The sequence below is a fragment of the Mycobacterium sp. GA-0227b genome (genome assembly GCF_001499855.1).
Classification (GTDB): domain Bacteria; phylum Actinomycetota; class Actinomycetes; order Mycobacteriales; family Mycobacteriaceae; genus Mycobacterium.
On record NZ_LQIK01000034.1, the window covers coordinates 101,433 to 127,315 of the forward strand.

The 25,883-nt window shown below is 66.8% G+C and carries 25 protein-coding genes; 14 read left to right on the forward strand and 11 right to left on the reverse strand.

The window, feature by feature from the left end:
• Positions 1-24 precede the first annotated feature (24 nt).
• The 3 genes from AU185_RS23705 to AU185_RS23715 are packed head-to-tail and all read left to right on the forward strand — an operon-like array spanning position 25 to position 2,570.
• Positions 25-675 (forward strand): SatD family protein, encoded by a 651-nt coding sequence (locus AU185_RS23705; RefSeq protein ID WP_059101618.1) that lies wholly within the window; start codon positions 25-27, stop codon positions 673-675.
• On the forward strand, positions 672-1,397 hold the full coding sequence (locus AU185_RS23710; protein WP_059101619.1) for a hypothetical protein: 726 nt from the start codon (positions 672-674) through the stop codon (positions 1,395-1,397). The genes AU185_RS23705 and AU185_RS23710 overlap by 4 nt, the downstream gene beginning before the upstream one ends.
• Positions 1,398-1,454: 57 nt before the next feature.
• On the forward strand, positions 1,455-2,570 hold the full coding sequence (locus AU185_RS23715) for an NDMA-dependent alcohol dehydrogenase (RefSeq protein ID WP_059101620.1): 1,116 nt from the start codon (positions 1,455-1,457) through the stop codon (positions 2,568-2,570).
• Positions 2,571-2,587: 17 nt separating this feature from the next.
• On the opposite strand, the gene fadA6 is transcribed toward AU185_RS23715, so the two are convergent.
• The 4 genes from fadA6 to ipdE1 are packed head-to-tail and all read right to left on the reverse strand — an operon-like array spanning position 2,588 to position 6,285.
• On the reverse strand, positions 2,588-3,748 hold the full coding sequence (fadA6, locus tag AU185_RS23720) for a steroid 3-ketoacyl-CoA thiolase FadA6 (RefSeq protein ID WP_059101621.1): 1,161 nt from the start codon (positions 3,746-3,748) through the stop codon (positions 2,588-2,590).
• The gene (kstR2, locus tag AU185_RS23725) at positions 3,741-4,352 is read right to left on the reverse strand and encodes a TetR family transcriptional regulator KstR2 (RefSeq protein WP_059101622.1); all 612 of its coding nucleotides are present in this window, start codon (positions 4,350-4,352) and stop codon (positions 3,741-3,743) included. The genes fadA6 and kstR2 overlap by 8 nt, the downstream gene beginning before the upstream one ends.
• Entirely contained in the window at positions 4,349-5,137 is a 789-nt protein-coding gene (gene ipdF, locus AU185_RS23730; RefSeq protein ID WP_059101623.1) for a (5R,7aS)-5-hydroxy-7a-methyl-1-oxo-2,3,5,6,7,7a-hexahydro-1H-indene-carboxyl-CoA reductase, read from the reverse strand. Before ipdF ends, kstR2 begins: the two co-directional genes overlap by 4 nt.
• Positions 5,134-6,285, reverse strand: a complete 1,152-nt coding sequence (gene ipdE1, locus AU185_RS23735) for an acyl-CoA dehydrogenase IpdE1 (RefSeq protein ID WP_059101624.1) — start codon at positions 6,283-6,285, stop codon at positions 5,134-5,136. The genes ipdF and ipdE1 overlap by 4 nt, the downstream gene beginning before the upstream one ends.
• A 47-nt stretch (positions 6,286-6,332) precedes the next feature.
• Between ipdE1 and fadD3 the strand changes: the two genes are divergently transcribed.
• Genes fadD3 through AU185_RS23770 form a run of 7 tightly spaced genes read left to right on the forward strand, consistent with a single transcriptional unit; the run spans position 6,333 to position 14,577 of the window.
• Complete coding sequence (gene fadD3 / locus AU185_RS23740) at positions 6,333-7,886, forward strand: 3-((3aS,4S,7aS)-7a-methyl-1,5-dioxo-octahydro-1H-inden-4-yl)propanoate--CoA ligase FadD3 (RefSeq protein ID WP_059101625.1); 1,554 nt, start codon at positions 6,333-6,335, stop codon at positions 7,884-7,886.
• Positions 7,886-9,010: an acyl-CoA dehydrogenase family protein gene (locus tag AU185_RS23745; RefSeq protein WP_059101626.1), complete on the forward strand. Its 1,125-nt coding sequence runs from the start codon at positions 7,886-7,888 to the stop codon at positions 9,008-9,010. The genes fadD3 and AU185_RS23745 overlap by 1 nt, the downstream gene beginning before the upstream one ends.
• Positions 9,011-9,014: 4 nt before the next feature.
• Positions 9,015-9,968 (forward strand): acyl-CoA dehydrogenase family protein, encoded by a 954-nt coding sequence (locus AU185_RS23750; RefSeq protein WP_059101627.1) that lies wholly within the window; start codon positions 9,015-9,017, stop codon positions 9,966-9,968.
• Positions 9,965-10,906: an acyl-CoA dehydrogenase IpdE2 gene (gene ipdE2, locus AU185_RS23755; protein ID WP_059101628.1), complete on the forward strand. Its 942-nt coding sequence runs from the start codon at positions 9,965-9,967 to the stop codon at positions 10,904-10,906. The genes AU185_RS23750 and ipdE2 overlap by 4 nt, the downstream gene beginning before the upstream one ends.
• 52 nt (positions 10,907-10,958) lie before the next feature.
• A complete protein-coding gene (locus AU185_RS23760; protein WP_172800356.1) occupies positions 10,959-12,071 on the forward strand; it encodes a pyridoxal phosphate-dependent aminotransferase in 1,113 nt (370 codons plus the stop codon).
• 13 nt (positions 12,072-12,084) lie between these two features.
• Entirely contained in the window at positions 12,085-13,251 is a 1,167-nt protein-coding gene (locus tag AU185_RS23765) for an MFS transporter (protein ID WP_059101837.1), read from the forward strand.
• A 45-nt stretch (positions 13,252-13,296) separates the two neighbouring features.
• Complete coding sequence (locus AU185_RS23770) at positions 13,297-14,577, forward strand: HNH endonuclease (protein WP_059101630.1); 1,281 nt, start codon at positions 13,297-13,299, stop codon at positions 14,575-14,577.
• On the opposite strand, the gene AU185_RS23775 is transcribed toward AU185_RS23770, so the two are convergent.
• From AU185_RS23775 to AU185_RS23785, 3 genes are read right to left on the reverse strand one after another with little or no spacing between them, the layout of a single operon-like run.
• Positions 14,558-16,456 (reverse strand): acetoacetate--CoA ligase, encoded by a 1,899-nt coding sequence (locus AU185_RS23775; protein ID WP_059101631.1) that lies wholly within the window; start codon positions 16,454-16,456, stop codon positions 14,558-14,560. The genes AU185_RS23770 and AU185_RS23775 overlap by 20 nt on opposite strands.
• Positions 16,453-17,199, reverse strand: coding sequence for a 3-hydroxybutyrate dehydrogenase (locus AU185_RS23780; RefSeq protein WP_059101632.1), 747 nt, complete (start codon positions 17,197-17,199; stop codon positions 16,453-16,455). The genes AU185_RS23775 and AU185_RS23780 overlap by 4 nt, the downstream gene beginning before the upstream one ends.
• Positions 17,196-18,560 carry an MFS transporter gene (locus tag AU185_RS23785; RefSeq protein WP_059101633.1) on the reverse strand — a complete coding sequence of 455 codons (1,365 nt, stop codon included), beginning with the start codon at positions 18,558-18,560 and terminating at the stop codon, positions 17,196-17,198. The genes AU185_RS23780 and AU185_RS23785 overlap by 4 nt, the downstream gene beginning before the upstream one ends.
• Positions 18,561-18,631: 71 nt before the next feature.
• Here AU185_RS23785 and AU185_RS23790 point away from each other — a divergent pair, with 71 nt between their 5' ends.
• Together AU185_RS23790 and AU185_RS23795 are read left to right on the forward strand one after the other, a co-directional pair.
• Positions 18,632-19,597: a LysR family transcriptional regulator gene (locus tag AU185_RS23790; RefSeq protein WP_059101634.1), complete on the forward strand. Its 966-nt coding sequence runs from the start codon at positions 18,632-18,634 to the stop codon at positions 19,595-19,597.
• A 10-nt stretch (positions 19,598-19,607) separates the two neighbouring features.
• A complete protein-coding gene (locus AU185_RS23795) occupies positions 19,608-20,375 on the forward strand; it encodes an alpha/beta fold hydrolase (RefSeq protein ID WP_059101635.1) in 768 nt (255 codons plus the stop codon).
• Between the two features lie 10 nt (positions 20,376-20,385).
• Here AU185_RS23795 and hsaB read toward each other — a convergent pair whose 3' ends face one another.
• Genes hsaB through hsaA form a run of 4 tightly spaced genes read right to left on the reverse strand, consistent with a single transcriptional unit; the run spans position 20,386 to position 23,989 of the window.
• Positions 20,386-20,952, reverse strand: a complete 567-nt coding sequence (gene hsaB / locus AU185_RS23800) for a 3-hydroxy-9,10-secoandrosta-1,3,5(10)-triene-9,17-dione monooxygenase reductase subunit (protein WP_059101636.1) — start codon at positions 20,950-20,952, stop codon at positions 20,386-20,388.
• A gap of 34 nt (positions 20,953-20,986) precedes the next feature.
• Positions 20,987-21,889 (reverse strand): iron-dependent extradiol dioxygenase HsaC, encoded by a 903-nt coding sequence (hsaC, locus tag AU185_RS23805; RefSeq protein ID WP_059101637.1) that lies wholly within the window; start codon positions 21,887-21,889, stop codon positions 20,987-20,989.
• Entirely contained in the window at positions 21,886-22,791 is a 906-nt protein-coding gene (gene hsaD / locus AU185_RS23810) for a 4,5:9,10-diseco-3-hydroxy-5,9,17-trioxoandrosta-1(10),2-diene-4-oate hydrolase (protein ID WP_059101638.1), read from the reverse strand. The genes hsaC and hsaD overlap by 4 nt, the downstream gene beginning before the upstream one ends.
• A gap of 13 nt (positions 22,792-22,804) precedes the next feature.
• Positions 22,805-23,989 carry a 3-hydroxy-9,10-secoandrosta-1,3,5(10)-triene-9,17-dione monooxygenase oxygenase subunit gene (gene hsaA, locus AU185_RS23815; RefSeq protein WP_059101639.1) on the reverse strand — a complete coding sequence of 395 codons (1,185 nt, stop codon included), beginning with the start codon at positions 23,987-23,989 and terminating at the stop codon, positions 22,805-22,807.
• A gap of 204 nt (positions 23,990-24,193) precedes the next feature.
• On the opposite strand from hsaA, the gene AU185_RS23820 reads away from it, so the two are divergent.
• Both AU185_RS23820 and AU185_RS23825 read left to right on the forward strand, forming a co-directional pair.
• Positions 24,194-25,252, forward strand: coding sequence for a ferredoxin--NADP reductase (locus AU185_RS23820; protein ID WP_059101838.1), 1,059 nt, complete (start codon positions 24,194-24,196; stop codon positions 25,250-25,252).
• 72 nt (positions 25,253-25,324) lie between these two features.
• Positions 25,325-25,864, forward strand: coding sequence for a hypothetical protein (locus AU185_RS23825; RefSeq protein WP_059101640.1), 540 nt, complete (start codon positions 25,325-25,327; stop codon positions 25,862-25,864).
• Positions 25,865-25,883: the final 19 nt, after the last annotated feature.

Consider the following 25,883-nt stretch of genomic DNA (forward strand, 5'->3'; position numbering starts at 1 on the left):
GCTGGATTAAGCTATAGTCTTCATATGACTGAGGTGAAGCTTACTGCTTCATCTGTGCGGGCGACGCTGATCGGCGACGTGGTCGGTTCACGCCGTGTGGCCGACCGTGCCGCCGCGCACCGCGCGATCAACAAGGCGTTGGCCGACGTGGCCGCCGGAGCGATCGATCCGCCCGCGTTCACCGTCGGCGACGAATTCCAGGGCACCTTTCCGACGGTCGGCGAGGCGGTCGACGCGGCTTTGGCCATCCGGCTGGCCGTCGCGCCCGGCATCGACGTCCGATTCGGAATCGGGTGGGGCGCGGTGACGGTACTGGACTCCGAGGCCGGCATCCAGGACGGTCCGGGTTGGTGGGCGGCCCGCGAGGCGATCGAGTGGACCGCAACCGCGCAGCGACAGCCGGGGTTGGCGTCGGTGCGGACGTCGTTCCGGGCGGCCGCCGACACCCGGTCGGACAGCGACGCCATCAACGCCGCGCTGTTGTGTCGGGACCATCTGATTGGATCGCTCGATGACCGCTCATTACGGATTGTGAAGGGACTGTTGACCGATCAGACGAAGAAGGACATCGCCGCCGCCGAGGGAGTCAGCGCGTCGGCGGTGTCCCAACGTGCGGGCCGTGATGGGTTGGACTTGATCGTGGTCGCGTCGCGACTTCTGCGAGGTGTGCCGTGAGCGCGGTCGCGGTGATGCTGATCGCAATGGGCGTGGCCGACGTCGTTCGACGGATGACGGTGCGGGTGTGGGTAGCCGCGGCGGCGGCGCCGGCCGTGGTGGCCGCCTGCGCGGCGCTTGCCGGGCTGTGGCACTGGGGCGACATCGTGCTGTTGACCGTCGCGGCGCTGGCCAGTGTCGGGTGGGTGGTGCTTTGCGCCCGCGCCGAGGTCTCGGGTCGTGGTCAACTCGCCCCGCTGGTGGTGTTCGGCATGGCGCTGTCGGTACTGATCGTGCTGGCCGGGTGGGACTCGCACGTCTCCGGGGTCGTGGCGCGGTGGCCGTCATGGGTCGGACTGTCAGTGTCCGGAGACAAACTGCTGATGATCATCGGCGTCATGCTCATGCAGCTGGTGACCGGCAACCAGTTGGTGCGGCTGGTGCTCGGCTCGGTCGGGGCGGTCAAGCCGGCCGGCGAACCGCAGCCGTCGGACCGGCTCAAGGGCGGCCGCCTTCTCGGGCCGATGGAGCGTGTGCTGATTCTCGGGCTCGGACTGGCCGGTCAGCTCGCAGCGGCCACGGCCGTCGTCGCCGCCAAGAGCATCATCCGGTTCCCGGAGATCAACGCGCAGAAGGCCCGCGAGAACGGCGGTATCGGGATCGACGAGGTGACCGAATACTTCCTCGTCGGCAGCTTCGCCAGCTGGATCGTGGCGCTGGGCGGCCTCGCTCTCGCGCACTAAACAGTAAGCCTTTCGATTCTGCCGAATTCGGACCGCGCCTTTCCTACACTCGCGGCCATGAAGACGAACGCCGCCGTGCTGTGGGGACTCAACGAGCCTTGGAGCATCGAGGAGATCGACCTCGACGGGCCCAAGGAAGGTGAGGTCCTCGTCTCGTTCGAGGCCACCGGGCTGTGCCATTCGGACCACCACGTCGTCACCGGGGATTTCGCCGGTGTGCCGCTGCCGATCATCGGCGGACACGAAGGTGCCGGCATTGTCGCCGACGTCGGACCGGGAGTGCGCGATCTCAAGGTCGGCGACCACGTGGTCACCTCGTTCCTGCCTGCGTGCGGACGCTGCCGCTGGTGTGCCAGCGGGCATCAGAACCTGTGCGATCTCGGCGCCTTGATCCTGGTGGGACTGCAGGCCGACGGCACCTACCGGCGCAAGGTCCAAGGTAAAGACGTCGGCATCCTGTCGGGTGTCGGTAGCTTCTCCGAGTACGGCACGCTGTCGGAGGCCTCGGTCGTCAAGGTCGACGATGATCTGCCGCTTGCTCGGGCGTGCCTATTGGGCTGCGGTGTGATGACCGGGTGGGGCTCGGCGGTCAACACGGCCGACGTCAGCCCGGGCGACACGGTGGTGATCATCGGCTGCGGCGGCATCGGCAGCGGCGCGATCCAGGGCGCGCGACTGGCGGGCGCGGAGCACATCGTCGTCGTGGACATCGTCGAATCCAAGCGGGACAAGGCATTTGAGTTCGGTGCCACGCATTTCGTCACCTCGATGGAGGAGGCCATGGCGTTGGTTGGTGAGCTGACCCGCGGCGTGATGGCGGATTCCGCGCTGTTGACGATGGGCGTGCTCGAGGGCCGGATGATCGACGAGGCGCTCAACGTCGTCCGCAAGGGCGGTGCGGTGGTGATGACCGCCATCGCGTCGATGGCCGACGTGACCCCGACGCTGTCGATGGCGATGATGACGCTGTTCCAGAAGCGGCTACAGGGCAGCCTGTACGGCGAGGCCAATCCGCGCGCCGACATCCCGCGGCTGCTCAACCTCTACCGCGACGGCAAGCTGCTGCTCGACGAAACCGTCACGGCCGAATACAAACTCAACGACATCAACGAGGGCTACGACGACATGCTCGCCGGGCGCAACATCCGCGGCGTGATCATCCACGACCACTGACAGTTGGCCGCGCGGGACTAGAGGCGCTCGATGATCGTGACGTTGGCCGTGCCGCCGCCCTCGCACATCGTCTGCAGGCCGTAGCGACCGCCGGTGCGCTCCAACGTGTTCAGCATCGTGGCGAACAACTTGGCGCCCGTTGCACCGAGTGGATGGCCGAGCGCGATCGCCCCGCCGCTGGGGTTGACCTTCGCGTGGTCGGCGCCGGTTTCCTTGAGCCACGCCATGACCACGGGGGCGAACGCCTCGTTGATCTCAACGGTGTCGATGTCCTCGATCGACAGGCCGGTCTTCTTCAACGCGTACTCGGTCGCGGGAATCGGGCCCGTCAGCATGAACACGGGGTCGGCGCCGCGGGCACTGATGTGATGGATACGCGCGCGGGGCTTGAGGTTGTGTGCCTGCACTGCGTTCTCTGAGGCGAGCAGCACCGCGCTGGCGCCGTCGGAGATCTGGCTGGCCATCGCCGCGGTCAACCGGCCGCCGTCGACGAGGGTCTTCAGCCCGGCCATCTTTTCCAGCGAGGTATCACGCGGGCCCTCGTCGGTGACAAAGCCGGCCCCATCGACCGGGACCGGGATGATCTCGTTCTCGAAGTAGCCGGCGCGGATCGCCTCCTGCGCGCGCTGATGGCTTGCCAGCGAGTACTCCTCCATCTCTTCACGTGAGATGTTCCACTTCTCGGCGATCAACTCCGCGCCGCGGAACTGCGAGATCTCCTGGTCGCCGTAGCGATGCAGCCAGCTCTTGGATTCGTTTGTCGGAGAGGTGAATCCGTACTGCTCGCCGGCGGTCATCGCCGACGAGATCGGGATCTGGCTCATGTTCTGCATACCACCAGCGACGATCAGGTCGGCGGTGCCGGACATGATCGCCTGTGCGCCAAAGGAAATGGCCTGCTGGCTGGACCCACACTGGCGGTCGACGGTGACGCCGGGCACTTCCTCGGGGTAACCGGCGGCGAGCCACGACAACCTCGCGATGTTGCCGGCCTGCGGTCCGATTGCGTCGACGCAGCCGGCGATCACATCGTCGACGACACCCGGGTCGACGTCGACACGATCAAACAGCCCGCGCCACGCCGCGGCGCCGAGATCGACGGGATGCACACCCGCCAGCGATCCGTTGCGCTTACCGACGGCAGTGCGTACGGCGTCAATGACATAGGCGTCAGGCATTGTCGGCTCCTTCTTTGGTGATGCCGCCGAGAACGATCGACAGATATTGACGGCCGACGTCTTCGGCCGTGAGCGGACCGCCTGGCTGATACCAGCGGACCGAAACCCAGGTGGTGTCGCGGATGAACCGGTAGACCAGGTCGACATCGATGTCGGGCCGGAAGTAGCCCTCTTCGACCCCCTGGTTGAGCAGGTCCAGCCACATTTTGCGTTGCTCTTGGTTGCGCTTCTCGACATAGGAGAACCGCTCCTGACCCGCGAGCCGCTTCGCCTCGTCCTGGTAGATGACCACCTGGGCGTGCCGGTGCTCGATCGCCTCGAACGACGTCATGAACAGCCCTTTGAGCCGTTCCAGCGGATTGGGCTCGGTGTCGACGATCTCCTGGTAGCGCGCGAACAGCCAGTCGAGGAATCCGCGCAGCACCTCGTCGACCATCTCCTCCTTGGAGGCGAAGTGGTGGTAGAGGCTGCCGGAGAGGATGCCCGCCGAGTCAGCGATGTCGCGCACGGTGGTCGCGCGCAGGCCACGCTCGGCAAACATCGATGCGGCGAGCTCGAGAAGCTCGTCGCGTCGGCTCGCCGGCTGGCTCAGCGGTGAGGTCATGCCCGTTGACTCGAAACCGAAATGACCTCTCCAGTCAGGTAACTGGAGTACTCGCTGGCCAGGAACGCGATCGTGGCCGCGACTTCCCACGGCTCGGCCGCGCGCCCGAACGCCTCGCCTTCCGACAGCCGATCCAGCAGGTCCGACGAGCTGGTCTTCTCGAGGAACTTGTGCCGGGCAATGCTGGGCGACACGGCGTTGATCCGCACGCCGTACTCGACGGCTTCGATCGCGCTGCACCGCGTCAACGCCATCACGCCGGCCTTGGCCGCGGCGTAATGCGACTGCGAATGCTGTGCGCGCCAACCCAGCACACTGGCGTTGTTGACGATCACCCCGCCGTGGTCGGCTTCGCGGAAGTAGCGCAGCGCCGCCCGCGTCGCGCGCATCACCGACGTCAGCGTCACGTTGAGGACACGGTCCCATTCCTCGTCGGTCATGTCGACGACGGGGGTCTGGCCACCTAGACCGGCGTTGTTGACCAGCACGTCGAGTCGGCCCATCCGCGCGGTGGTCGACGCGATCAATGCATCGACCTGTGCGGTGGACGTCACGTCGCAGACCACACTCTCGACGCGCCCCAGCCCGAGTTCGGCCAACTGATCGCGGGTCTCACCCAGTCGCCGCTCGTGATGGTCGGACACGACGACGTCGGCACCTTCGAGCAGCGCCCGTCGCGCCACCGCCGACCCGATCCCAGTGCCGGCCGCCGCGGTCACCACGACGACCTTTCCGGTTAGAATGCCGTGTCCGCCAATCTCTTTCGGAGCCTCAGCCAGGTTCACGCGCCTTTGACCTCCCTCGGTAGTCCGAGCACGCGCTCGGCGATGATGTTGCGCTGCACCTCGTTGGACCCGCCGTAGATGGTGTCGGCGCGCGAGAACAGATAGAGCCGCTGCCATTCGTCGAAGTCGCCGTCGGTCAGCGTCAGCCCTTCCCGGCCGAGTACATCCATCGCGATCTCACCGAGTTCGCGATGCCAGTTGGCCCACAACAGCTTCGACACGTTGTCTTGCCCCGGCTGCTCGACATCCATCGTGGCCAGCGCATAAGACCGCATCGTGCGCAAACCCGCCCACGACCGCGTCAGCCGCTCGCGGATCAACGGATCATCAACGGCGCCGGTGTGTTTCGCCAACTCCGCGACTCCCGACAGCTCGCGGGCATATTCAATCTGCTGGCCGAGCGTCGAGACGCCGCGCTCGAAGGTCAACGTGCCCATCGCCACCCGCCACCCGTCGCCGGGCTCACCGACCACCAGCGAGGCATCGGTGCGGGCATCGTCGAAGAACACCTCGTTGAACTCCGAGTCACCGGTCAGCTGCACGATCGGGCGGATCTCGACGCCCGGCTGGTCCAGCGGTACGAGCAGATACGACAGGCCCGCATGCCGCTTGGAGCCCTTCTCCGTGCGCGCGATGACGAAGCACCACTGCGCCCAGTGCGCCAGCGACGTCCATACCTTCTGGCCGTTGATGACCCACTGATCACCGTCGAGTTCGGCCGTCGTCGCCACGTTGGCCAGATCGCTGCCTGCTCCGGGTTCGGAGTAGCCCTGACACCACAGCTCGGTGACATCGAGGATTCTCGGCAGGAACCGCTGCTGCTGCTCGGGGGTGCCGAAGGCGATCAACGTCGGGCCGAGCAATTCCTCACCGAAGTGGTTGACCTTGGCCGGGGCATTCGCGATCGCGTACTCCTCGTAGAACGCGACCCGGTGCGCGACCGACAATCCGCGACCGCCGTGCTCCTGCGGCCAGCCCAGGCACGTCAACCCGGCGGCCGCCAGGTGCTGGTTCCACGCCCGGCGTTCCTCGAACGCCTCGTGCTCCCGGCCCGGCCCGCCGAGGCCTTTCAGCGCCGCGTACTCCCCGACGAGGTTGTCGGCAAGCCAGCCACGGACCTCGGCCCGGAACTCCTCGACCGTAATCACCCTTGTAGGCTAACCTACCAAGCACTTGCTTTGTTAGAGGAGCGTCAATGACTGGCGATCGGCGGACCATTCCGGAGGTCTTGGACCGGATCGCCGACCGGTTTTCCGGCCACAATGCGCTGGTCACAGAGGATCGCACAATCAAATACGCCGAGCTGCGCGATGAAGTCCGCCGCGCGGCCGCGGCGATGATCCAGCTCGGAATCAAGTCCGGCGACCGGGTCGCGATCTGGTCTCCGAACACCTGGCACTGGGTGGTGGCATGCCTGGCCACGCACTACGCCGGCGGCGTCATGGTCCCGCTGAACACGCGCTACACCGCCAGCGAGGCCACCGACATCCTGGCCCGCACCAACGCCCCGCTGCTGTTCGCCTCCGGTGAGTTTCTCGGGGCCGACAAGGCCGCGTCCGTGGATCGCGACGCGTTACCCGACCTGCAGCACGTGGTGCGCGTGCCGATCGAGAAGGACGACGGCACCTGGGACGAATTCATGGCTGAGGGAAAGGACCTCGACGAGGTCGACGCCCGCGCCGCCGCCGTCGCGCCCGACGACGTGTCCGACATCCTGTTCACGTCGGGCACGACGGGGCGCAGCAAGGGCGTGCTGTGCGCGCATCGGCAGTCGCTGGACGCATCCGCCGCGTGGGCCGCCTGCGGCCAACTCACCAGCGACGACCGCTATCTCTGCATCAACCCGTTCTTCCACAACTTCGGCTACAAGGCGGGCATTCTGACTTGTCTGCAGACCGGCGCGACGCTCATCCCCCAGCTGACATTCGACCCGGTGCAGGCGATGGCCGCGGTGGCCGAGCACCGCATCACCGTGCTGCCCGGTCCGCCGACCATCTATCAGACTCTGCTCGATCACCCGAAACGTGCCGACTACGACCTGAGTTCGCTGCGCTTCGCCGTCACGGGCGCGGCGACGATCCCGGTGGTGCTCATCGAACGCATGCAGAACGAACTCGACATCGACATCGTGCTGACCGCGTACGGGCTGACCGAGGCGAGCGGGTTCGGCACGATGTGCCGTGCCGACGACGACGCGGTCACCGTCGCCACCACGTCGGGCCGGCCGATCGCGGATTTCGAACTGCGCATCGATGATCCGGCCGCTGACGGTACGGGTGAGGTGCTGCTGCGCGGTCCTAACGTGATGCTCGGGTACCTCGATGATCCCGAGGCGACTGCAGCGGCGATCGATTCCGACGGCTGGTTGCACACCGGTGACGTCGGCACTGTCGACGAGAACGGCAACCTGCGCATCACGGACCGGCTCAAGGACATGTACATCTGCGGCGGGTTCAACGTCTATCCGGCCGAGATCGAGCAGGTCCTGGCCCGCCTCGACGGCGTCGCCGAATCCGCTGTGATTGGCGTCCCCGACGAACGACTGGGCGAAGTCGGCAAGGCATTCATCGTCACCAAGCCCGGTGTCGAACTAGATGAAGAAGGCGTAATCGCTTACACCCGAGAGCATCTCGCGAACTTCAAGACACCCCGGGCGGTGGAGTTCCTGGATGCGCTACCGCGTAACCCGGGTGGCAAAGTGGTCAAGCCGCTATTGCGGCAACACAGTGAGAGGACTGGGTCTTCCTGATGGACCTGAACTTCGACGACGCCACCCTGGCCTTTCAGGCCGAGGTGCGCGAGTTCCTGGCGAACAACAAGGACTCGTTCCCGACGAAGTCCTACGACACGGCCGAGGGTTTCGAACAGCATCGACATTGGGACAAGGTGCTTTTCGATGCCGGCCTGTCGGTCATCACCTGGCCCGAGAAGTACGGTGGCCGCGACGCGACCCTGCTGCAGTGGGTCGTCTACGAGGAGGAGTACTTCCGCGCCGGCGCGCCGGGTCGCGCCAGCGCCAACGGCACGTCGATGTTGGCGCCGACGTTGTTCGCGCACGGCACCGAAGAGCAGCTCGATCGCGTGCTGCCGAAAATGGCCACCGGCGAGGAAATCTGGGCGCAGGCTTGGTCGGAGCCGGAATCCGGCAGCGACCTGGCATCCCTGCGCTCGACCGCGAGGAAAACCGACGGAGGCTGGCTGCTCAACGGGCAGAAGATCTGGAGTTCCCGGGCGCCGTTCGGCGAGCGGGCGTTCGGCCTGTTCCGTTCCGATCCCGAGGCACAGCGTCACAAGGGCCTGACGTACTTCATGTTCGACCTCAAGGCCGACGGCGTCACGGTGCGTCCCATCGCACAGTTGGGCGGCGACACCGGGTTCGGCGAGATCTTCCTCGACGACGTGTTCGTTCCCGACAACGATGTCATCGGCGAGGTGCACGACGGGTGGCGCGCGGCGATGAGCACCTCGAGCAACGAGCGCGGCATGTCGTTGCGCAGCCCCGCCCGCTTCCTGGCGCCGGCTGAACGGTTGGTGGCCGAATGGGCCAGGGACCGCGACCCCGCGTACGCCGACCGGGTCGCCGACGCCTGGATCAAGGCGCAGGCGTACCGTTTGCACACGTTCGGGACCGTGACGCGCGTGGCCGCTGGCGGTGAGTTGGGCGCCGAGTCGTCGGTGACCAAAGTGTTCTGGTCGGACCTCGACGTCGCGATCCACCAGACCGCACTCGACCTGCGCGGCGCCGACGGTGAGCTCGTCGACAAGTGGACCGACGGCCTGCTGTTCGCGCTCGGCGGACCGATCTACGCCGGCACCAACGAGATTCAGCGCAACATCATCGCCGAGCGCCTCCTGGGACTTCCCCGAAAGTAGTCATATGAACTTCGAATTGGACGAACAGCAGCGCGACTTCGCGGCCAGTATCGACGCCGCGCTGGGCGCCGCCGACCTGCCGGGTGCGATCCGGGCGTGGGCGGCGGGTGACACGGCGCCCGGCCGCAAGGTGTGGGCGCAGTTGACCGACCTCGGCGTCACCGCACTCGTGGTGCCGGAGAAGTACGACGGTATCGAGGCCCACCCGGTGGATCTGGTCGTCGCCACCGAACGGCTCGGCCGGTGGTGCGTGCCGGGTCCGGTCGTCGAATCCATCGCGGTCGCACCCATTCTGCTCGCCGACGACGAGCGCAGCGCCGCGCTGGCCGCCGGCGAGCTGATCGCCACCGTCGCCCTGCCACCGCACGTGCCCTACGCCGTCGACGCCGATACTGCCGGACTGATCCTGATGGCCGACAACAGCGAGGTACGCGAGGGCGCCGCAGGTGCGCGCCACGAGTCCGTGGACCCGAGCCGAAAGCTGTTCGATGTCAGCGCTTCCGGCGATGCCAAGCCGGCCGATGTCGCACGAGCCTATGAGTTCGGCGTGTTGGCGACGGCGGCGCAACTGGTCGGCGCCGGGCAGGCGATGCTCGACATGTCGGTCGAATACGCCAAACAGCGCAGCCAGTTCGGCAAGGTGATCGGTACCTATCAGGCGATCAAGCACAAGCTCGCCGATGTTCACGTCGCCGTCGAACTAGCCCGTCCGCTGGTGTACGGCGCGGCACTCTCGCTGGCCGACAATTCACCCGACACCGCGCGGGACGTCAGCGCCGCCAAGGCCGCTGCGGCCGACGCCGCACTGCTGGCGGCGCGGTCGGCGCTGCAGACGCACGGCGCGATCGGGTTCACCCAGGAGCACGACCTGTCGCTGTGGCTGCTGCGCGTTCAGGCGCTGCGCTCGGCGTGGGGCGATCCGTCCATGCACCGTCGGCGGGTATTGGAGGCCTTGTGACCGAAGAACGTCAACTGCTTCGCGAGACGGTGGCCGCGCTGGTCGACAAGCACGCGTCGCCGGCGGCCGTGCGCGAGGCGATGGAATCCGAACGCGGATACGACGAGTCGCTGTGGAAGCTGCTGTGCGAGCAGGTCGGTGCGGCGGCCCTCGTCGTGCCCGAGGAGCTCGGCGGCGCGGGCGGTGAACTCGCCGACGCGGCCGTTGTGCTCGAGGAACTCGGCAAGGCTCTGGTGCCGACGCCGTTGCTCGGCACCACGCTCGCGGAGTTGGCACTGCTGGCCGCGGACGAACCGGACACCGACTCGCTGGAGGGCCTCGCCGAAGGCGTCAAACTCGGCGCCGTCGTATTCGATGCCGACCACGTGGTCAACGGCGATGTCGCCGACGTGGTGATCGCCGCCGACGGCGACCGGTTGTCCAGGTGGACCCGGTTCACCGCCGAGCGAGTCGACGCGATGGATATGACGCGCCGGCTGGCCCGCCTGGAACCGCAGGAGAGCGCCGACATCGGCGCCGACCCGGGCCTTGCCGACACCGCCGCGCTGCTGCTTGCCGCCGAGCAAATCGGTACCGCCACCCGATGTCTCGACCTCACCGTGCAGTACACCAAGGACCGGGTTCAGTTCGGCAGGCCCATCGGCAGTTTCCAGGCGCTCAAGCATCGGATGGCCGACCTTTATGTCGCCGTGCAGTCCGCGCGGGCCGTCGTGGATGAGGCGCTCGCCACGCCGTCACCGACTTCGGCTGCGCTGGCCCGGTTCTCGGCCAGCGAGGCGTTCACCAAGGTGGCCGCCGAAGCCGTGCAGATGCACGGTGGTATCGCGATCACCTGGGAGCACGACATCCAGCTGTACTTCAAGCGGGCGCACGGCAGTGCGCAGCTGCTCGGACCACCGCGTGACTATTTGCGGCGGCTCGAATCCGAAGTGTTCTAGCGTTAGCAGCGTGAGCATCTCGCTGCGGTCCGGGATTCCGCCGTTCTACGTGATGGACGTGTGGCTGGCCGCTGCGGAACGTCAGCGCAGCCACGGCGATCTGGTGAACCTGTCGGCAGGCCAACCCAGCGCCGGCGCACCCGCCGCCGTCCGTGCAGTGGCGAAAGAGTCGCTGGACACCACCGTGCTCGGCTACACCGTGGCGTTGGGCATCCCGGAACTGCGTGCGGCGATCGCCGGCCGGTACCTCGACCGGTACAGCCTGACCGTGGACCCGAACGATGTCGTGATCACGACGGGCTCGTCGGGTGGGTTTCTGTTGGCCTTCCTCGCTTGCTTCGACGTCGGCGACCGGGTCGCGATCGCCAGCCCCGGCTACCCCTGCTATCGCAATATCCTCTCGGCGCTGGGCTGCGAAGTCGTCGAGATTCCCTGCGGCCCCGAGACCCGCTTCCAGCCGACCGTGCAGATGCTCGAGAATCTCGAGCCGCCCGTGCAGGGTGTCATCGTGGCGAGCCCGGCAAATCCGACCGGCACGGTCATCCCTCCGGAAGAACTGGCGGCGATCGCCGCTTGGTGCGATATGGCCGGAGTGCGGCTGATCAGCGACGAGGTTTACCACGGGCTGGTTTACGAGGGCGCTCCGGCGACCAGTTGCGCATGGCAGACGTCGCGCAATGCCGTTGTCGCCAACAGCTTTTCGAAGTACTTTGCGATGACCGGGTGGCGGCTGGGCTGGCTGTTGGTCCCGCAGGAACTGCAGCGTGCAGTGGACCGTCTGACGGGCAACTTCACGATTTGCCCGCCGACGCTGCCGCAACTGGCGGCGGTCGCGGCATTCACGCCGGAGTCGATCGCCGAAGCCGACGCGCTGCTGCACCAGTACGCCGCCAACCGTCGACTGCTGCTCGACGGGCTGCGCGGTATGGGCATCGACCGACTGGCCCCCACCGACGGCGCGTTCTACGTCTATGCCGACGTCTCGCACCTGACCACGGACTCGCTGTCGTTCTGCTCAAAGCTGTTGGATGACACCGGTGTTGCGATCGCACCCGGAATCGACTTCGATCCGGCACGGGGCGGTTCGTTCGTCCGGCTGTCGTTCGCGGGACCGACCAGCGACGTCACCGAGGCGCTGCGCCGCATCGGCGCGTGGCTGGGCTGAGGTGCCCGCGCGCATGGGCACCACTGCGCAGCGGGCACCGCTGTTGGCGGCTGGTTTCACCACTGCCTTCGGCGCCCACGCCGTCGCAGGCACGCTCGGGACGACCACGACCGGTACAGCCGCCTCACTGCTGACGCTCGGTGCGCTCCTCGCGGTCTACGACGGTGCGGAGGTGGTGCTGAAGCCGGTTTTCGGAACGCTCGCCGACCGAATCGGCGCGCGCACCGTCCTGATCGCCGGGTTGGTGATCTTTGTGGTCGCGTCGGCGTCCTACGCCGTCTTTGACAACACCGCGTGGCTATGGGCAGGCCGGTTCGGCCAGGGTGTCGGCGCAGCGGCATTCTCGCCCGCCGCGTCGGCGCTGGTCGCCCTGATGACGTCGCCCGACGCCCAGGGGCGCGCATTCGGAACGTACGGCTCATACAAATCGATCGGCTACACGCTCGGGCCATTACTCGGTGGCCTGATCGTCACGCTGGGCGGGCTGCAGAGCCTGTTCGCCGTGATGGCCGTCCTCGGAACCGTGGTCGCCGTGTGGGCAGGGAGTTCCGTGCCGGCCGTGACGCCGCTGCCCCGGCGACGTCAGACCCTGGTCGATACTCTGCGCAGGTTTTCCGAGTCCTCCTTTGTCACACCGTCGCTCGCGCTTGCGGCGGCCACCGCCGCACTGTCGGTCGGCGTTGGCTTCCTACCGGTTCTCGGCACCCAGGCCGGCCTGAGTCCCGTTGTCACGGGCGCCGTCGTCTCCGTGCTCGCGCTCACCACAGCGGTCGCGCAACCGATGGCCGGGCGGGCGCACGACGCGGGCAGGATCACCCTCAACGCGGGCATTGCGATCGGAATGCTCTTGACCGCAGCCGGTTTGGTCGTCGCAGCCTTGCCCGGCCTCGCGGGACTGCTGTGCGCCGCCGTTGTCATCGGGACCGGCTGCGGACTCATCACCCCGCTCGCCTTCACGATGCTCGCGAAGACGACCCCCAGCGAGCGGCTGGGCCAGACGATGGGTGCGGCAGAGATCGGCCGAGAGAGTGGTGACGCCGCGGGGCCGCTCGTCGTGGCGTCGATCGCGGCGGCGTCGACGGTGCCATTCGGGTTCGCCGGCCTGGCCGTTCTCGTCAGTGCGGCCGGACTCACTTCTGCGGCGGTGGCGCGTGCGAAGGGCACCGCCACTCACCAGTGACCGGTGAGCGCCCGCTTGTCGGCAGCTGGGTGTACAGTCCGAATCATGTTCGAAAGTTTGTTCGATATCGGTCCGGAGGCTTCCGAGGAGGAGCTCCGGGTCGCGGTCGAGCGACTCGAACGGGTGAAGTCGTCCGCCGCCGCCGCGCAGGCACGCGTGACCGCATTGTGGAAGGCGAAGCGTTACGCCGCCGAGGAGGCTGCGGGAGTGCCTGCGAGTCGACGTGGTCGGGGGCTGGCGACGGAGGTCGCGTTGGCGCGCCGAGATGCGCCGGTGCAGGGCGGCCGTCACCTGGGACTGGCCAGTGCCCTGGTTGACGAGATGCCCCACACCCTCGCTGCGTTGGAATGTGGGGCGCTGTCAGAATGGCGAGCCACTCTGATCGTGCGTGAATCGGCGTGTTTGAGCGTTGAGGACCGTCGTCGGCTCGACACCCAAATGTGCGGCGACCTCTCGCGTCTCGATGGATGGGGCGACAAGCGGATCGCGGCCGAAGCTAAGAGGATCGCGTGCGAGCTCGACGTGGGCGCGGTGGTCGACCGCAGCGCCAAGGCCGAAGCGGACCGGTGTGTCACCATTCGCCCGGCGCCCGACTCGATGGTGTGGTTGACCGCGCTGCTACCCGTCAAGCAGGGCGTGAGCGTCTATGCGGCATTGAAAAGCGCCGCCGACACCACTTTCGACGACCGGTCGCGCGGCCAGATCATGGCCGACACAATGGTGGAACGGGTGACCGCACGCCCCGCCGAGCAGCCGGTGGATGTCAACTTGAACCTCGTGATGGCCGACACCACGCTGATGGGTGATGACGATGCGCCCGCGTGGCTCGACGGTTACGGACCACTGCCGAGCGCGATCGCGAGAGCGCTCACCGGCGAGGCGGTCGGCGACGCCACAGCCAAGGCGATGCTTCGCCGGCTGTACCGGCATCCCCGCAGCGGCCAACTAGTGGCGATGGAATCCCAAGCCAGAGCCTTTCCAAAAGGGTTGGCGGCGTTCATCGGGATACGCGATCAGACGTGCCGCACGCCCTACTGCAATGCGCCGATACGCCATCGCGACCATGCGGTGCCCCGGCATAGGGCCGGGCCGACGACTGCGCTGAATGGCCTCGGCGAATGCGAGGCGTGCAACTACGCCAAGGAAGCCACCGGCTGGTCGGTGACGACAAGTGAACATGACGGCGAACACCGCGCCGAGTTCACGACACCCACCGGTGCGACCTACCGATCGACCGCACCGCCGCTTCCCGGTCCGCCTGTGCGAACCATGAGCCTGATCGAGGGCCGACTCAGCGTTGACCTGATCACCTTCGACGCTGCGTGACGTACCAGTCGAGCAGATCGGGATCGTCGACGGCGCTGCGCTCGACGACCTTCGCGGCGTCCGCGCCCTGGAACAGTTTCTTGATCGGCACTTCGAGCTTCTTGCCCGTGCGGGTATGCGGAACGCCTGGCGCGGCGATGATCTCGTCGGGTACGTGCCGCGGCGACACTTCCTCCCGAATGGTGTTCTTGATGCGGTCACGCAGGTCGTCGGAAAGTTCCGCATCGCCCGCCAGGACCACGAACAGGGGCATCCAGTACCCGCCGTCGGACTGGTCGATGCCGATGATCAGCGCTTCGGCGACCTCGGGCAGCCGCTCGACCGCCTGGTAGATGTCCGCGCTGCCCATCCGGATGCCGTGCCGGTTGAGGGTGGAGTCCGACCGCCCGTGCACGATGACGCTGCCGTGGTCAGTGATCGTGATCCAGTCGCCGTGGCGCCACACGCCGGGAAACATCTCGAAATACGCGCTGCGATAACGCGACCCGTCGGGGTCGTTCCAGAACCCGACGGGCATGGAGGGCAGCGGCTTGGTGATCACCAACTCACCGACCTCGTTGCGCACCGGCTTGCCCGACTCGTTCCACGAGTCCAGCGCACAACCGAGGTACGGCGCCGACAGCTCACCGGGCCACACCGGGACGGTGCGGACCCCGCCGATGAACGCCGACACCACATCGGTGCCACCGCTGATCGATGACACCTGTACCTGCTCGCCGACGTTGTCGCGCAACCACAGTGACGTCGACGGCGGTAGTGAGGACCCGGTGATGCCGACCGTGCGCAGCGCCGACAGATCATGCTCCTTACGCGGCACCTCACCGGCCTTTGCGCAGGCGAGCACATATCCGGGGCTGGTTCCCAGCACCGTGGCCCTCACTCGAGCGGCGATGTCCCACAGTGCATCGGGCCGCGGGGCGCTGGGGCTTCCGTCGTAGCACACGATGGTCGCTCCGACGAGAAGCCCGGCGACTTGGAAGTTCCACATCATCCAACTCGGACTGGTGTACCAGAAGAAGGTGTCGTCGGGTCCGATGTCGGACTGCAGCGCAATGGCTTTGAGGTGTTCGAGCAGGACGCCCCCGTGGCCGTGCATCATGCCCTTGGGCAGTCCGGTGGTGCCCGACGAGAACAGAATCCACAGCGGGTGAGCGAAGTCGACCGGCGTCGACGCCAACTCAGCACCGTTCGAACCCGTCATTTCCGAGGCCATCACGGTGCCGCGCAGGGTCGGCAGGCCATCCTGCAGCGTGGCGATGTCGCGGCTCTTGTCGTGGAACTTGCCGCCATAGGTGTAACCGTCGGCGGTCACCAGCACCGTCGGTTCGAGCTGTCCGAGCCGGTCGAGCGCGGCCTTGGCCGAGTAGTCCTGACCGCAGGCGCTCCAGATGCCGCCGATGCTGGCGGTGGCCAGGAATGCGATCACGGCTTCGGGAATGTTCGGCAGGTACCCGATCACCCGGTCGCCGGCCGCCACCCCGAGCGAGCGCAACCTCTGCGCGAAAGCTGCGGTGCGACCGAGTAACTCGGTCCAGGAAACCTCGGTGACCCCGCCGCCTTCGGCGAGATAGAGGATCGCGGGCCGGTCGGTGCGGGCGTTGCGCACCACCTGATCCACGTAGTTGAGGTGAGTTCCGGGAAACCACTGTGCGCCGGGCATTTCGGCGGAGGCGAGCACGGTGTCAGGCCGGTCGCCGAGGCCGAAGTAGTCCCACAGCGCAGCCCAGAACGCGTCCGGGTCGTCGATAGACCATTGCCACAGCGACTGGTAGTCGGGTAGGTCGAGGCCGGTACGCCGCTGCACGAACTGCGCGAAGTCGGTGACTCGCGCGCCGGCGATGTCGGCCGTCGTGGGCGTCCATTGCGCAGTGGTGGTCATCGGGCGCTCCAGCCGCCGTCCATCGTGTACGACGCCCCGGTCACCATCCCCGCATCCGGTGAGGCGAGCCAGATGACCAGCGAGGCAACTTCTTCGGGTTCGACAAGTCGCTTGATGGCGCTCTCCTTCAGCAGAATGTCCGCGACCACCTTATCCTCGTCTATCCCGTGGGTGCGGGCCTGATCGGCGATCTGCTTGGTCACCAGCGGAGTTCGCACATAACCCGGGTCGACGCAGTTGCTGGTGACGCCGTGCGGGCCGCCCTCCAGCGCGGTCACCTTCGACAGCCCCTCCAGCCCGTGCTTCGCGGTCACGTACCCGCTCTTGAACTCGGAGGCGCGCAGGCCATGTATCGACGAAATGTTGATGATGCGCCCGAAGTTCTGCTCGTACATGTGCGGCAGCGCCGCACGAATCAAAAGGAACGGCGCCTCGAGCATGAGTTGGAGAATGAAGCGGAAGCGCTCGGGCGGGAACTCGGCGATCGGGCTGACGTGCTGCACGCCGGCGTTGTTCACCAGAATGTCTGTCTTCAGCCGAAGATCCGCGAGCGCGGAGACGTCGGAAAGATCGACCACCCATGGCTTTCCACCGATCTCTTCGGCGATCGCCTTGGCGCCGACATCGTCGCGATCCGCGACGGTGACCGTCGTCCCCTGCGCGGCCAAGGCTCGCGCACATGCGGCCCCGATGCCACTCGCACCGCCGGTCACCAGCGCGGTGCGGCCGTCGAGTTCGCTCATACGACGCCCGCCTTGGCGAGTTGCTCACGGTCGGCCGCATCGAGCGTCGCGAGATCGAGGCCCTTGGTTTCGCGGGTGAACAGCGCGGCCATCAAGGTGATCACCGAGGCGGCGGCCAGGTAGAGCGCGATCGGGACCGCCGAATCGTACCTGTCGAGCAGCCACGTGGCGATGGCCGGCGCCAGCGACCCGGCGACGATCGAGGTTACCTGATAGCCAAGGGAGACACCGGAATACCGCATCCGGGTCGGAAACATCTCGGCCATGATCGCCGGCTGCGGCGAGTACATCAACGCGTGGATCACCAGTCCGAGGATGACCGCGGCCATGATCAACAGGTAGGAGCCGCTGTTCATCATCGGGAACGCGAAGAAGCCCCACGTTCCCCCGGCGATTGCACCGACGATGTACACCGGCCGCCTGCCAAACCGGTCGGACAGCCGACCCACCTGGGGAATCACCACGAAGTGCACAGCGTGCGCGACGAGCAGCCACCACAGGATGTCACTGGTGTCGGCGCCGACGTGCGTCTTGAGGTAGACGATCGAGAACGTGACCACCAGGTAGTACATGATGTTCTCCGCGAACCGCAGCCCCATCGCGGTGAAAACGCCACGGGGATAACGCCTCAGCACCTCGAACACGCCGTAGGACACAGCCTTGACGCGTTCGACCTCCTCCTGGGCGGCCACGAAGATCGGCGCGTCGCTGACCTTGGTGCGGATGTAGTAGCCGATCAGCACCACCACCGCCGACAACCAGAACGCCACCCGCCATCCCCAGGACAGGAACGCCGTCTCCGGCAGCAGACCGGTCAGCACTAACAGCACGACGGTGGCGAGCATGTTGCCGACGGGCACCGCCGCCTGCGGCCAACTGGCCCAGAACGCTCGCTTGTCGTTCGGACTGTGCTCGGCGACAAGCAGAACTGCTCCGCCCCATTCGCCGCCGACCGCGAAGCCCTGAAGGAACCGCAGCACCACGAGCAAGATCGGCGCCCATACCCCGATCTGTGCGTAGGTGGGCAGGCAGCCCATGAGAAACGTGACGCCACCGACGAGAAGGATCGCGAACTGGAGCAGCTTCTTGCGGCCGTACTTGTCGCCGAAGTGTCCGAAGACCACCCCGCCCAGCGGGCGCGCGACGAATCCGACGGCGTAGGTCAGCAGGGCGGCGATGAGTCCACTGGCCTCGCTCGTGCCTTCGGCGAAGAACACCTTGTTGAAGACCAATGTGGCGGCAGTCGCGTAGAGGAAGAACTCGTACCATTCGACGACCGTGCCGGCCATCGAGGCGACCACGACGCGTTTGAGGCCCCTCGGGACCGGCGCGTCGCTGTTCGCGACATTGGTGACATCCATCGCGCACTCCTTCGGCTGTGATGGCAGGCACAGACGCCTGTGAGTATTCACGCAGATACCCGCGGCTAGCAATGGCGAAAAATGCAGGAGGTATCTGCGAAAATGCAGTTGTGCCGCCTCCGATGACCCAGCCGTCGGGTCGACGGCCGAGCGCCGACGACCTGCTCGTGTTGCTGGCGGTCGGCCGGTCCGGCCGCTACAAGGCCGCAGCGGAGGAGCTCGGCCTCAACCACACCACCATCTCTCGGCGCATCGCCGCACTCGAGGAGTCGGTCGGCGGGCGGGTGTTGGCGCGCGGAGCGGGTGGGTGGGAACTCACCGACCTGGGCCGCGACGCGCTGGCCGCCGCCGAAGCCATCGAGTCGGCCGTGCGGTCACTGGCCGTCGACGCAGCCGGCGACCGCGCACTCGAAGGCGTCGTGCGGATCTCGGCAACCGACGGCTTCTCGGCCTACATCGCGGCACCGGCCGCCGCTCACGTCCAGCGTCAGCACCCAAAGGTGGCCGTCGAGCTCGTCGCCACAACGCGACCCGCCACCCAGCAGAGGTCCGGTCTCGACGTGGAGGTGGTCGTCGGCGAACCCAAGGTCCATCGGGCCAGGGCGATCAGGCTTGGCGACTACTGCCTGGGCCTCTACGGTGCCCGGGGCTACCTGGCCGAGCACGGAACCCCGACCAGCATCGCCGACCTCGAGCGTTTCCCGCTGGTCTACTTCATCGACTCGATGCTGCAGGTCGACGACCTCGACGTGGCGGCGAGCTTCGCGCCCGCCATGCGCGAATCAGTCACCTCCACAAACGTTTTCGTGCATGTGGAAGCCACCCGCGCGGCCGCCGGCATTGGGTTGCTGCCCTGTTTCATGGCCGACCGGCACGACGATCTCCTCCGCGTGCTGCCCGGCCAGGTGGCCGTCCGGCTGACGTACTGGCTCGTCACCCGGGCAGAGGCGCTGCGCCGACCCGAGGTGGCCGCTGTCGTGGAGGCGATCCGCGACCGCGTGCACGAGCAGCGCGATGTGCTGCTCGGCAAAGGCTAACGTCGTCAGCATGCCGTTCATCGACCATCCGAAGGGCCGCGCTTACTACCGCCACTGGCCGTCGGCCGATCCGCGCGCCGCGGTGATCTTCCTGCACGGCTTCGGCGAGCACTCCGGTCTCTACCACCGCTACGGCTTCGCGCTCAACGCCGCGGGTATCGATCTGTGGGCGGTCGACCAGTTCGGCCATGGTCTGAGCCCGGGCACCCGCGGAGACTTCGGGTCCATCGAAGACAGCTCAGGTCTCGCCGATGCCCTGACCGATGTCGCCGAGACCGCACGGCCCGGGCTGCCGTTGCTCGCGCAGGGGCATTCGTTCGGCTCCATCGTCACGCTGTTCCGGCTGCTCGAACAGCCGGACCGCTATCGAGCCGGCATCGTCTCCGGTGCTCCGTTGGTGCCGACGCCCGCGATGCTCGACAGCGACACCTCGCTCGTCCTCAACCCAGGGTGGCTGTCCGACGATCCGTTCTACCTCGACCTGCTGGAGAACGACCCGCTGACGTTCGCCGACGCCGACGGTGCGGCACTGACCCGGGAACTCGACAGGGCCTGGGACCGATTCGGCGCCGACCTGCCGGAACTCACCGTCCCGACGCTGGCCGTGCACGGCTCGAACGACGTCGTCGCTCCGGTCGGCGCGGTGCGGGCGTACGCGGAGCAGATCGACGCGCTGCATTTCGCGGAGTTCGCGGGCGCACGCCACGACATTCTCAACGAGACGGTGCACCGGGAGGTCGCCGCAGCCGTCGTGGACTTCATCGACGAGCGGTTGTAATGCGGATCTACTACAGCCAGGTGTCGTCGGTCGTGGCGGTGAGGAACGCTTCGAGGTCGTCGCGCCAGTGTGCGGGCGTGTTCTTGTCCGGCTCGATACCGGTGTACTGCCCGCGGTAGAACAACAGCGGCCGCGGCTTCTTGTGCGGCACGTCCGAGAGCGAATGCACGGCGCCGAACACGACGTAGTGGTCGCCGCCGTCGTGCACCGAGTGCACCGAGCAGTCGATGTGCGCGAGCGTGCCTTCGATGACCGGTGAGCCCAGTCTCGACGGCTGCCAATCGATTTCGGCGAACTTGTCGGGCTCCTTCGAGCCGAAGCGCGCCGAGACGTCCTTCTGGTTCTCGTGCAGCACGTTCACGCAGAAGTGCCCGCTGGCTTCGATCGCCTGCCACGACCGCGACATCTTCGTCGGACAGAACAGCACCAGCGGCGGTTCCAGCGACAGCGCGGCGAATGACTGGCAGGCGAACCCGACCGGCGCGCCGTCGTGCATTGTGGTGATCACCGTGATGCCGGTGCAGAACTGGCCCAGCACATTGCGGAACGCGCGAGGGTCGATCGGTTCGGCCGCCATTATCGATTGTTCTTCGCGCGAGCGCTCATCACCGTCACTTGAAACCAACGCTGAAGTCGTGGCCCCAGAGACTCACCGCGGTGCTCTCCCGCGCGACCCAGTCCTCGCTGTCATCGACCTGCAGTCCCTCGCAACCGAATTCGACGTCGAAACCGCCCGGCGTCTTCATGTAGAACGAGAGCATCTTGTCGTTGACGTGGCGGCCCAGGGTCGCCGACATGGGCACCTTGCGGCGCAGCGCGCGGTCCAGGCAGAGCCCGACGTCGTCGGCCTCGCCGACCTCGACCATCAGATGCACGATGCCGCTCGGCGTCTCACCCGGCATGAACGCCAAGCTGTGGTGCCGCGGGTTGACCCCGAAGAAGCGCAGCCACGCGGGCGCACCGTCGGCCGGCCTGCCGACGAGCTGCGGAGGCAACCGCATCGAGTCACGCAGATAGAAGCCCAGCACGTCGCGGTAGAAATGCAGTGACTCGGCGTCGTCGCGGGTGGTCAGCACCACGTGCCCCAGACCCTGCTCCTCGGTGACGAACTTGTGGCCGTAGGGGCTGACGACGCGGCGGTGCTCGAGCGCGACACCGTGGAACACCTCGAGCGTGTTGCCCGAAGGGTCGTCGAATCGGATCATCTCGTCGACCCGACGTTCGGCGAGCTCGGCGGCCGAGGCCTCCTTGTAGGGAACGCCTTCGACGTCGAGCCGGTTGCGGATGTCCTGCAGCTGGGCGGCGTTGGCGGTCTCCCAACCGGATTGAAGCAGCCGATCGTGCTCGCCGGGGACGATCACCAAGCGGGCCGGGAACTCGTCCATCCGCAGATAGAGCGCACCCTCTGTCAGCCCGGAGCCCTCGACCATGCCGAGCACCTTGAGGCCGTATTCCCGCCACGCGGCGACATCGGTGGCCTCGATCCGAAGGTAGCCAAGCGATTTGATGGTCATCGCGAGCCTTTCGCAGAAGCGTCGGTCAAGAAATCAACAGTGAGCTTGTTGAACTCGTCGAATTTCTCCAGCTGCGCCCAGTGGCCGCACTGTCCGAAGACGTGCAGCTGCACACGGGGAATCTGTTTGAGCGCGACCAATGCGCCATCGAGAGGGTTGACGCGGTCCTCGCGGCCCCAGATCAGCAGCACCGGCTGACGCAGCTTGTACACCTCGCGCCACATCATGCCCAGCTCGAAATCCGCGCCCGCGAACGACTTACCCATCGCCTTCGCCGCGGCCAGCGAGTCGGGCTGGCTGGCGATCGCGAAACGCTCGTCGATCAACTCGGGCGTGATCAGGCTCTGGTCGAAGACCATGATGCGCAGGAACTTCTCCAGGTTCTCGCGCGTCGGCTCGCCGGTGAACCTGCCCAGCAGTTTGACGCCCTCGGTGGGATCCGGGGAGAACAGGTTGACCGACAGCCCGCCGGGACCCATCAGCACCAGTCGGCCGGCCCGCTTCGGGTTGTCCAGCGCGAACCGCACCGCGGTCCCGCCGCCCAGCGAATTGCCCACCAGCGCAGCACGTTCGATGCCGAGATGGTCGAACAGGTTCAGCAACGCGGTGGCGCTGTAGCGGTTGTACTGCTCGTGCTCGGTGTGCTTGTCGGAGTGTCCGTAGCCGGGCTGATCGACGGCGATGACGTGGAAGTGCCGGGCGAGCACCGCGATGTTCTTGGAGAAGTTCGACCAGCTCGACGCACCGGGCCCGCCGCCGTGCAACAGCACCACGGTCTGCGAGTGGCCGACGCCTGCTTCGTGGTAGTGCAGCCGCATGTCGTCTCGGACCTGCGCGTACCGCGACGTCGATTCGAAGGTGACCTCGACCTGCTGCTCGGTCTCCTGGATGTATGAGGTCATCAGGCCTTCCCGGTTAAACCATCGTGTCCTGCGGCGGCAGCCCGAACTCGTTGTTGCCGAAGATCAGGTAGGCGCGTTCGGGGTCGTTGGCCGCGTGCACCCGCCCCGCGTGCGCGTCGCGCCAGAACCGTTGCACCGGAGCGTCGTTGTTGAGCGCGGTGGCACCGGACGCCTCGAAGAGCCGGTCGATCGAGGCGATCGCGCGGCCGGTCGCCCGGACCTGGTCGCGGCGGGCGCGGGCGCGCAGGTCGAACGGTATCTCCTGACCCGCCGTCAGCAGTGCGTATTCGTCGCCGACGTTGCCGATCAGCTGACGCCAGGCGGCGTCGATGTCGCTGGCGGCCTCGGCGATCCGGATCTTGGCGAACGGATCGTCCTTGGCCTTCTCCCCGGCGAACGCGGCGCGCACCCGCTTGCCCTGGTGCTCGACGTGGGCGTCGTAAGCGCCATAGGCCATGCCGACGATGGGCGCCGAGATGGTGGTGGGATGCACTGTGCCCCAAGGCATCTTGTAGACCGGCGCGGTGTTGGTCTGCAGCCCGCCCGCGGTGCGGTCGTTCATCGCCTTGTAGGACAGGAAGCGGTGCCGCGGCACGAACACATCCTTGACCTTGAGCGTGTTGCTGCCGGTGCCCTTGAGCCCGACCACGTGCCACACGTCGTCGATCTCGTACTCGGTGCGCGGGATCAGAAAGCTGCCGAAGTCGACCGGCTTTCCGTCCTTGATCACCGGCCCGCCGACGAACGTCCACGTGGCGTGATCGCATCCCGAGGACCAGTTCCAGGACCCGTTGACGATGTAGCCGCCGTCGACGACGGTGCCCGCCCCCATCGGCGCATACGACGACGAGATCCGCACGGCCGGGTCGTCGCCCCAGACCTCTTCCTGGGCCTGCTGGTCGAACAGCGCGAGGTGCCAGTTGTGCACACCGATGATCGAACCGACCCAGCCGGTGGACCCACAGGCGCTGGCGAGCCGGCGCACCGCCTCGTAGAACAGCGTCGGATCGCACTGGAAGCCGCCCCACTGCTCGGGCTGCAGCAGCTTGAAGAAGCCGACCTCGGTGAGTTCGTTGATCGTCTCGTCCGGAAGGCGGCGCAGGTCCTCGGTGGCTTGCGCGCGTTTGGCGATCAGCGGCAGAAGATCGTCGATCCCGGCTAGGACCGACTGCGCGTCACGCTGTTCAATGGACGTCACTGATGTGCCTCCCGGATAGGACGGACTGCGATGAGCACTCACGGCAAGCGCGAATCGCTTAGCCGTCAGATTAGAACACGTTACGATTCGTGTCGAGTAGCGCATACCTGTGGCTGCTGGACCTGCACACATGCATTTCTGTAACCTGTTCTAGTTATTGCGCTGAATCGGCGGGATCGCCGGACGTGAAAGGTGGACGCGAAAGTGACCGACGAGCCGCTCGGCAGCCATGTGCTCGAGCTGGAGCTTGCCGACGTCGTCGAGGAGACCGACGACGCGCGCTCGCTGGTGTTCACCGTGCCCGCCGGTGCCGAGATTCCGGCTGAACGGCTGCGGTACGCGCCCGGACAGTTCCTGACGCTGCGCGTGCCCAGCGAGCGCACCGGATCGGTGGCGCGCTGCTACTCGCTGTGCAGCTCGCCGTTCACCGACGACCGGCTGACCGTCACCGTCAAGCGCACCGCCGACGGCTACGCGTCGAACTGGCTGTGCGATCACGCGCACACCGGCATGAAGGTGCACGTGCTCGCGCCATCGGGCACGTTCGTACCCAAGACTTTGGACACCGACTTCCTGCTGTTGGCCGCCGGGTCGGGGATCACGCCGATGATGTCGATCTGCAAGTCGGCGCTCGCCGAGGGCACCGGCAAGGTCGTTCTGGTCTACGCCAACCGCGACGAGAACTCGGTGATCTTCGGCGCGGCGTTGCGTGAACTGAGCGAGAAGTACCCCGAACGGCTCGTCGTCGTGCACTGGTTGGAAACGGTGCAGGGGCTGCCGAGCGCGGCCGCGCTGGCCGCCCTGACCGCTCCGTACACCGGTCACGACGCGTACATCTGCGGGCCGGGCCCGTTCATGGCCGCGGCGGAGGAGGCGGTCAAGGGCGCCGGAATTCCGGCCGATCGCGTGCACATCGAGGTGTTCAAGTCGCTGGACTCCGACCCGTTCGCCGCCGTGGTCATCGAGGAGGACGACAGCGACGAGGGCCCGGCCACGGCGATCGTCACGCTCGACGGCGAGAAGCACGAGGTGCGGTGGCCGCGCAACGCCAAGCTGCTCGACGTGCTGCTGGACAAGGGTCTCGATGCGCCGTTCTCCTGCCGGGAGGGCCACTGCGGCGCCTGCGCGGTACTGAAGAAAAGCGGCGAGGTCGAGATGGACGTCAACGACGTGCTCGAGCAGTCCGACCTCGACGAGGGCCTGATACTCGGCTGCCAGGCGCTGCCCCGCTCGGATTCGGTCGAAGTCACCTACGACGAATAGCGCGCGGGCTAGCATTCGCCGCACGACCGACATGGAAGTCGCCGGCAAGCGGCTCCAGAAAGGCAGAAACCAGTGAAGCGGTGCGCCGGCGTTCTGGCCGTGGTATCGGCGATGTGGTTGGCGGTTGCGCTCGTCGCCCCGACCGCATCCGCGGCGGTCGACACAAAAGTCGCCACGATCCCCGTCAACGCAGCGCAGACACTCGAAATGGCGGCAACGGCCAACTGCATCAAGGCCGAGGCGAAGTGCCTGGTCAACACCCAGGCGAATCTGCGCGCGCCCGAAGGGGTTATCGGATTCCCCGGCGATCTGTGGGCCCGTCAGACCACCACGCTGCGCACCATGGACCGCAGCGTCTACATCAACTTCAGCTTCAAGACGCCGAACACGCGCTCGTTCAAGTCGTTGACCGACGTGGAGTTCACCACGATCTACTTCGGCGGCGGACCGCCGGAGAAGTATCGGTTCGGTGAAGACGTCTGGCCGGTCGACTGGCGCACCGGCCAACCGAGGACCGACGTCCCACTGATCGTGTGCTCACACATCCAGGTGGTCTACGCCGGGGTGAACGTCACCTCGCCCGACGCCTGCGCACAGGCCGCGTTCAGCTAGGAGACTGCTGATCGGCCAA

Coding starts and splice junctions, on each gene's coding strand:
- AU185_RS23745 (WP_059101626.1), top strand. CDS start 7,886: ATGGACCTGAACTTCGACGACGCCACCCTGGCCTTTCAGGCCGAGGTG.
- AU185_RS23760 (WP_172800356.1), top strand. CDS start 10,959: ATGGACGTGTGGCTGGCCGCTGCGGAACGTCAGCGCAGCCACGGCGAT.
- fadA6 (WP_059101621.1), bottom strand. CDS start 3,748: ATGCCTGACGCCTATGTCATTGACGCCGTACGCACTGCCGTCGGTAAG.
- hsaC (WP_059101637.1), bottom strand. CDS start 21,889: ATGACCATCAAATCGCTTGGCTACCTTCGGATCGAGGCCACCGATGTC.
- AU185_RS23765 (WP_059101837.1), top strand. CDS start 12,085: ATGGGCACCACTGCGCAGCGGGCACCGCTGTTGGCGGCTGGTTTCACC.
- AU185_RS23795 (WP_059101635.1), top strand. CDS start 19,608: ATGCCGTTCATCGACCATCCGAAGGGCCGCGCTTACTACCGCCACTGG.
- AU185_RS23705 (WP_059101618.1), top strand. CDS start 25: ATGACTGAGGTGAAGCTTACTGCTTCATCTGTGCGGGCGACGCTGATC.
- AU185_RS23750 (WP_059101627.1), top strand. CDS start 9,015: ATGAACTTCGAATTGGACGAACAGCAGCGCGACTTCGCGGCCAGTATC.
- AU185_RS23770 (WP_059101630.1), top strand. CDS start 13,297: ATGTTCGAAAGTTTGTTCGATATCGGTCCGGAGGCTTCCGAGGAGGAG.
- AU185_RS23775 (WP_059101631.1), bottom strand. CDS start 16,456: ATGACCACCACTGCGCAATGGACGCCCACGACGGCCGACATCGCCGGC.
- kstR2 (WP_059101622.1), bottom strand. CDS start 4,352: ATGACCTCACCGCTGAGCCAGCCGGCGAGCCGACGCGACGAGCTTCTC.
- AU185_RS23790 (WP_059101634.1), top strand. CDS start 18,632: ATGGCGAAAAATGCAGGAGGTATCTGCGAAAATGCAGTTGTGCCGCCT.
- hsaD (WP_059101638.1), bottom strand. CDS start 22,791: ATGACCTCATACATCCAGGAGACCGAGCAGCAGGTCGAGGTCACCTTC.
- fadD3 (WP_059101625.1), top strand. CDS start 6,333: ATGACTGGCGATCGGCGGACCATTCCGGAGGTCTTGGACCGGATCGCC.
- AU185_RS23715 (WP_059101620.1), top strand. CDS start 1,455: ATGAAGACGAACGCCGCCGTGCTGTGGGGACTCAACGAGCCTTGGAGC.
- AU185_RS23785 (WP_059101633.1), bottom strand. CDS start 18,560: ATGGATGTCACCAATGTCGCGAACAGCGACGCGCCGGTCCCGAGGGGC.
- AU185_RS23780 (WP_059101632.1), bottom strand. CDS start 17,199: ATGAGCGAACTCGACGGCCGCACCGCGCTGGTGACCGGCGGTGCGAGT.
- hsaB (WP_059101636.1), bottom strand. CDS start 20,952: ATGGCGGCCGAACCGATCGACCCTCGCGCGTTCCGCAATGTGCTGGGC.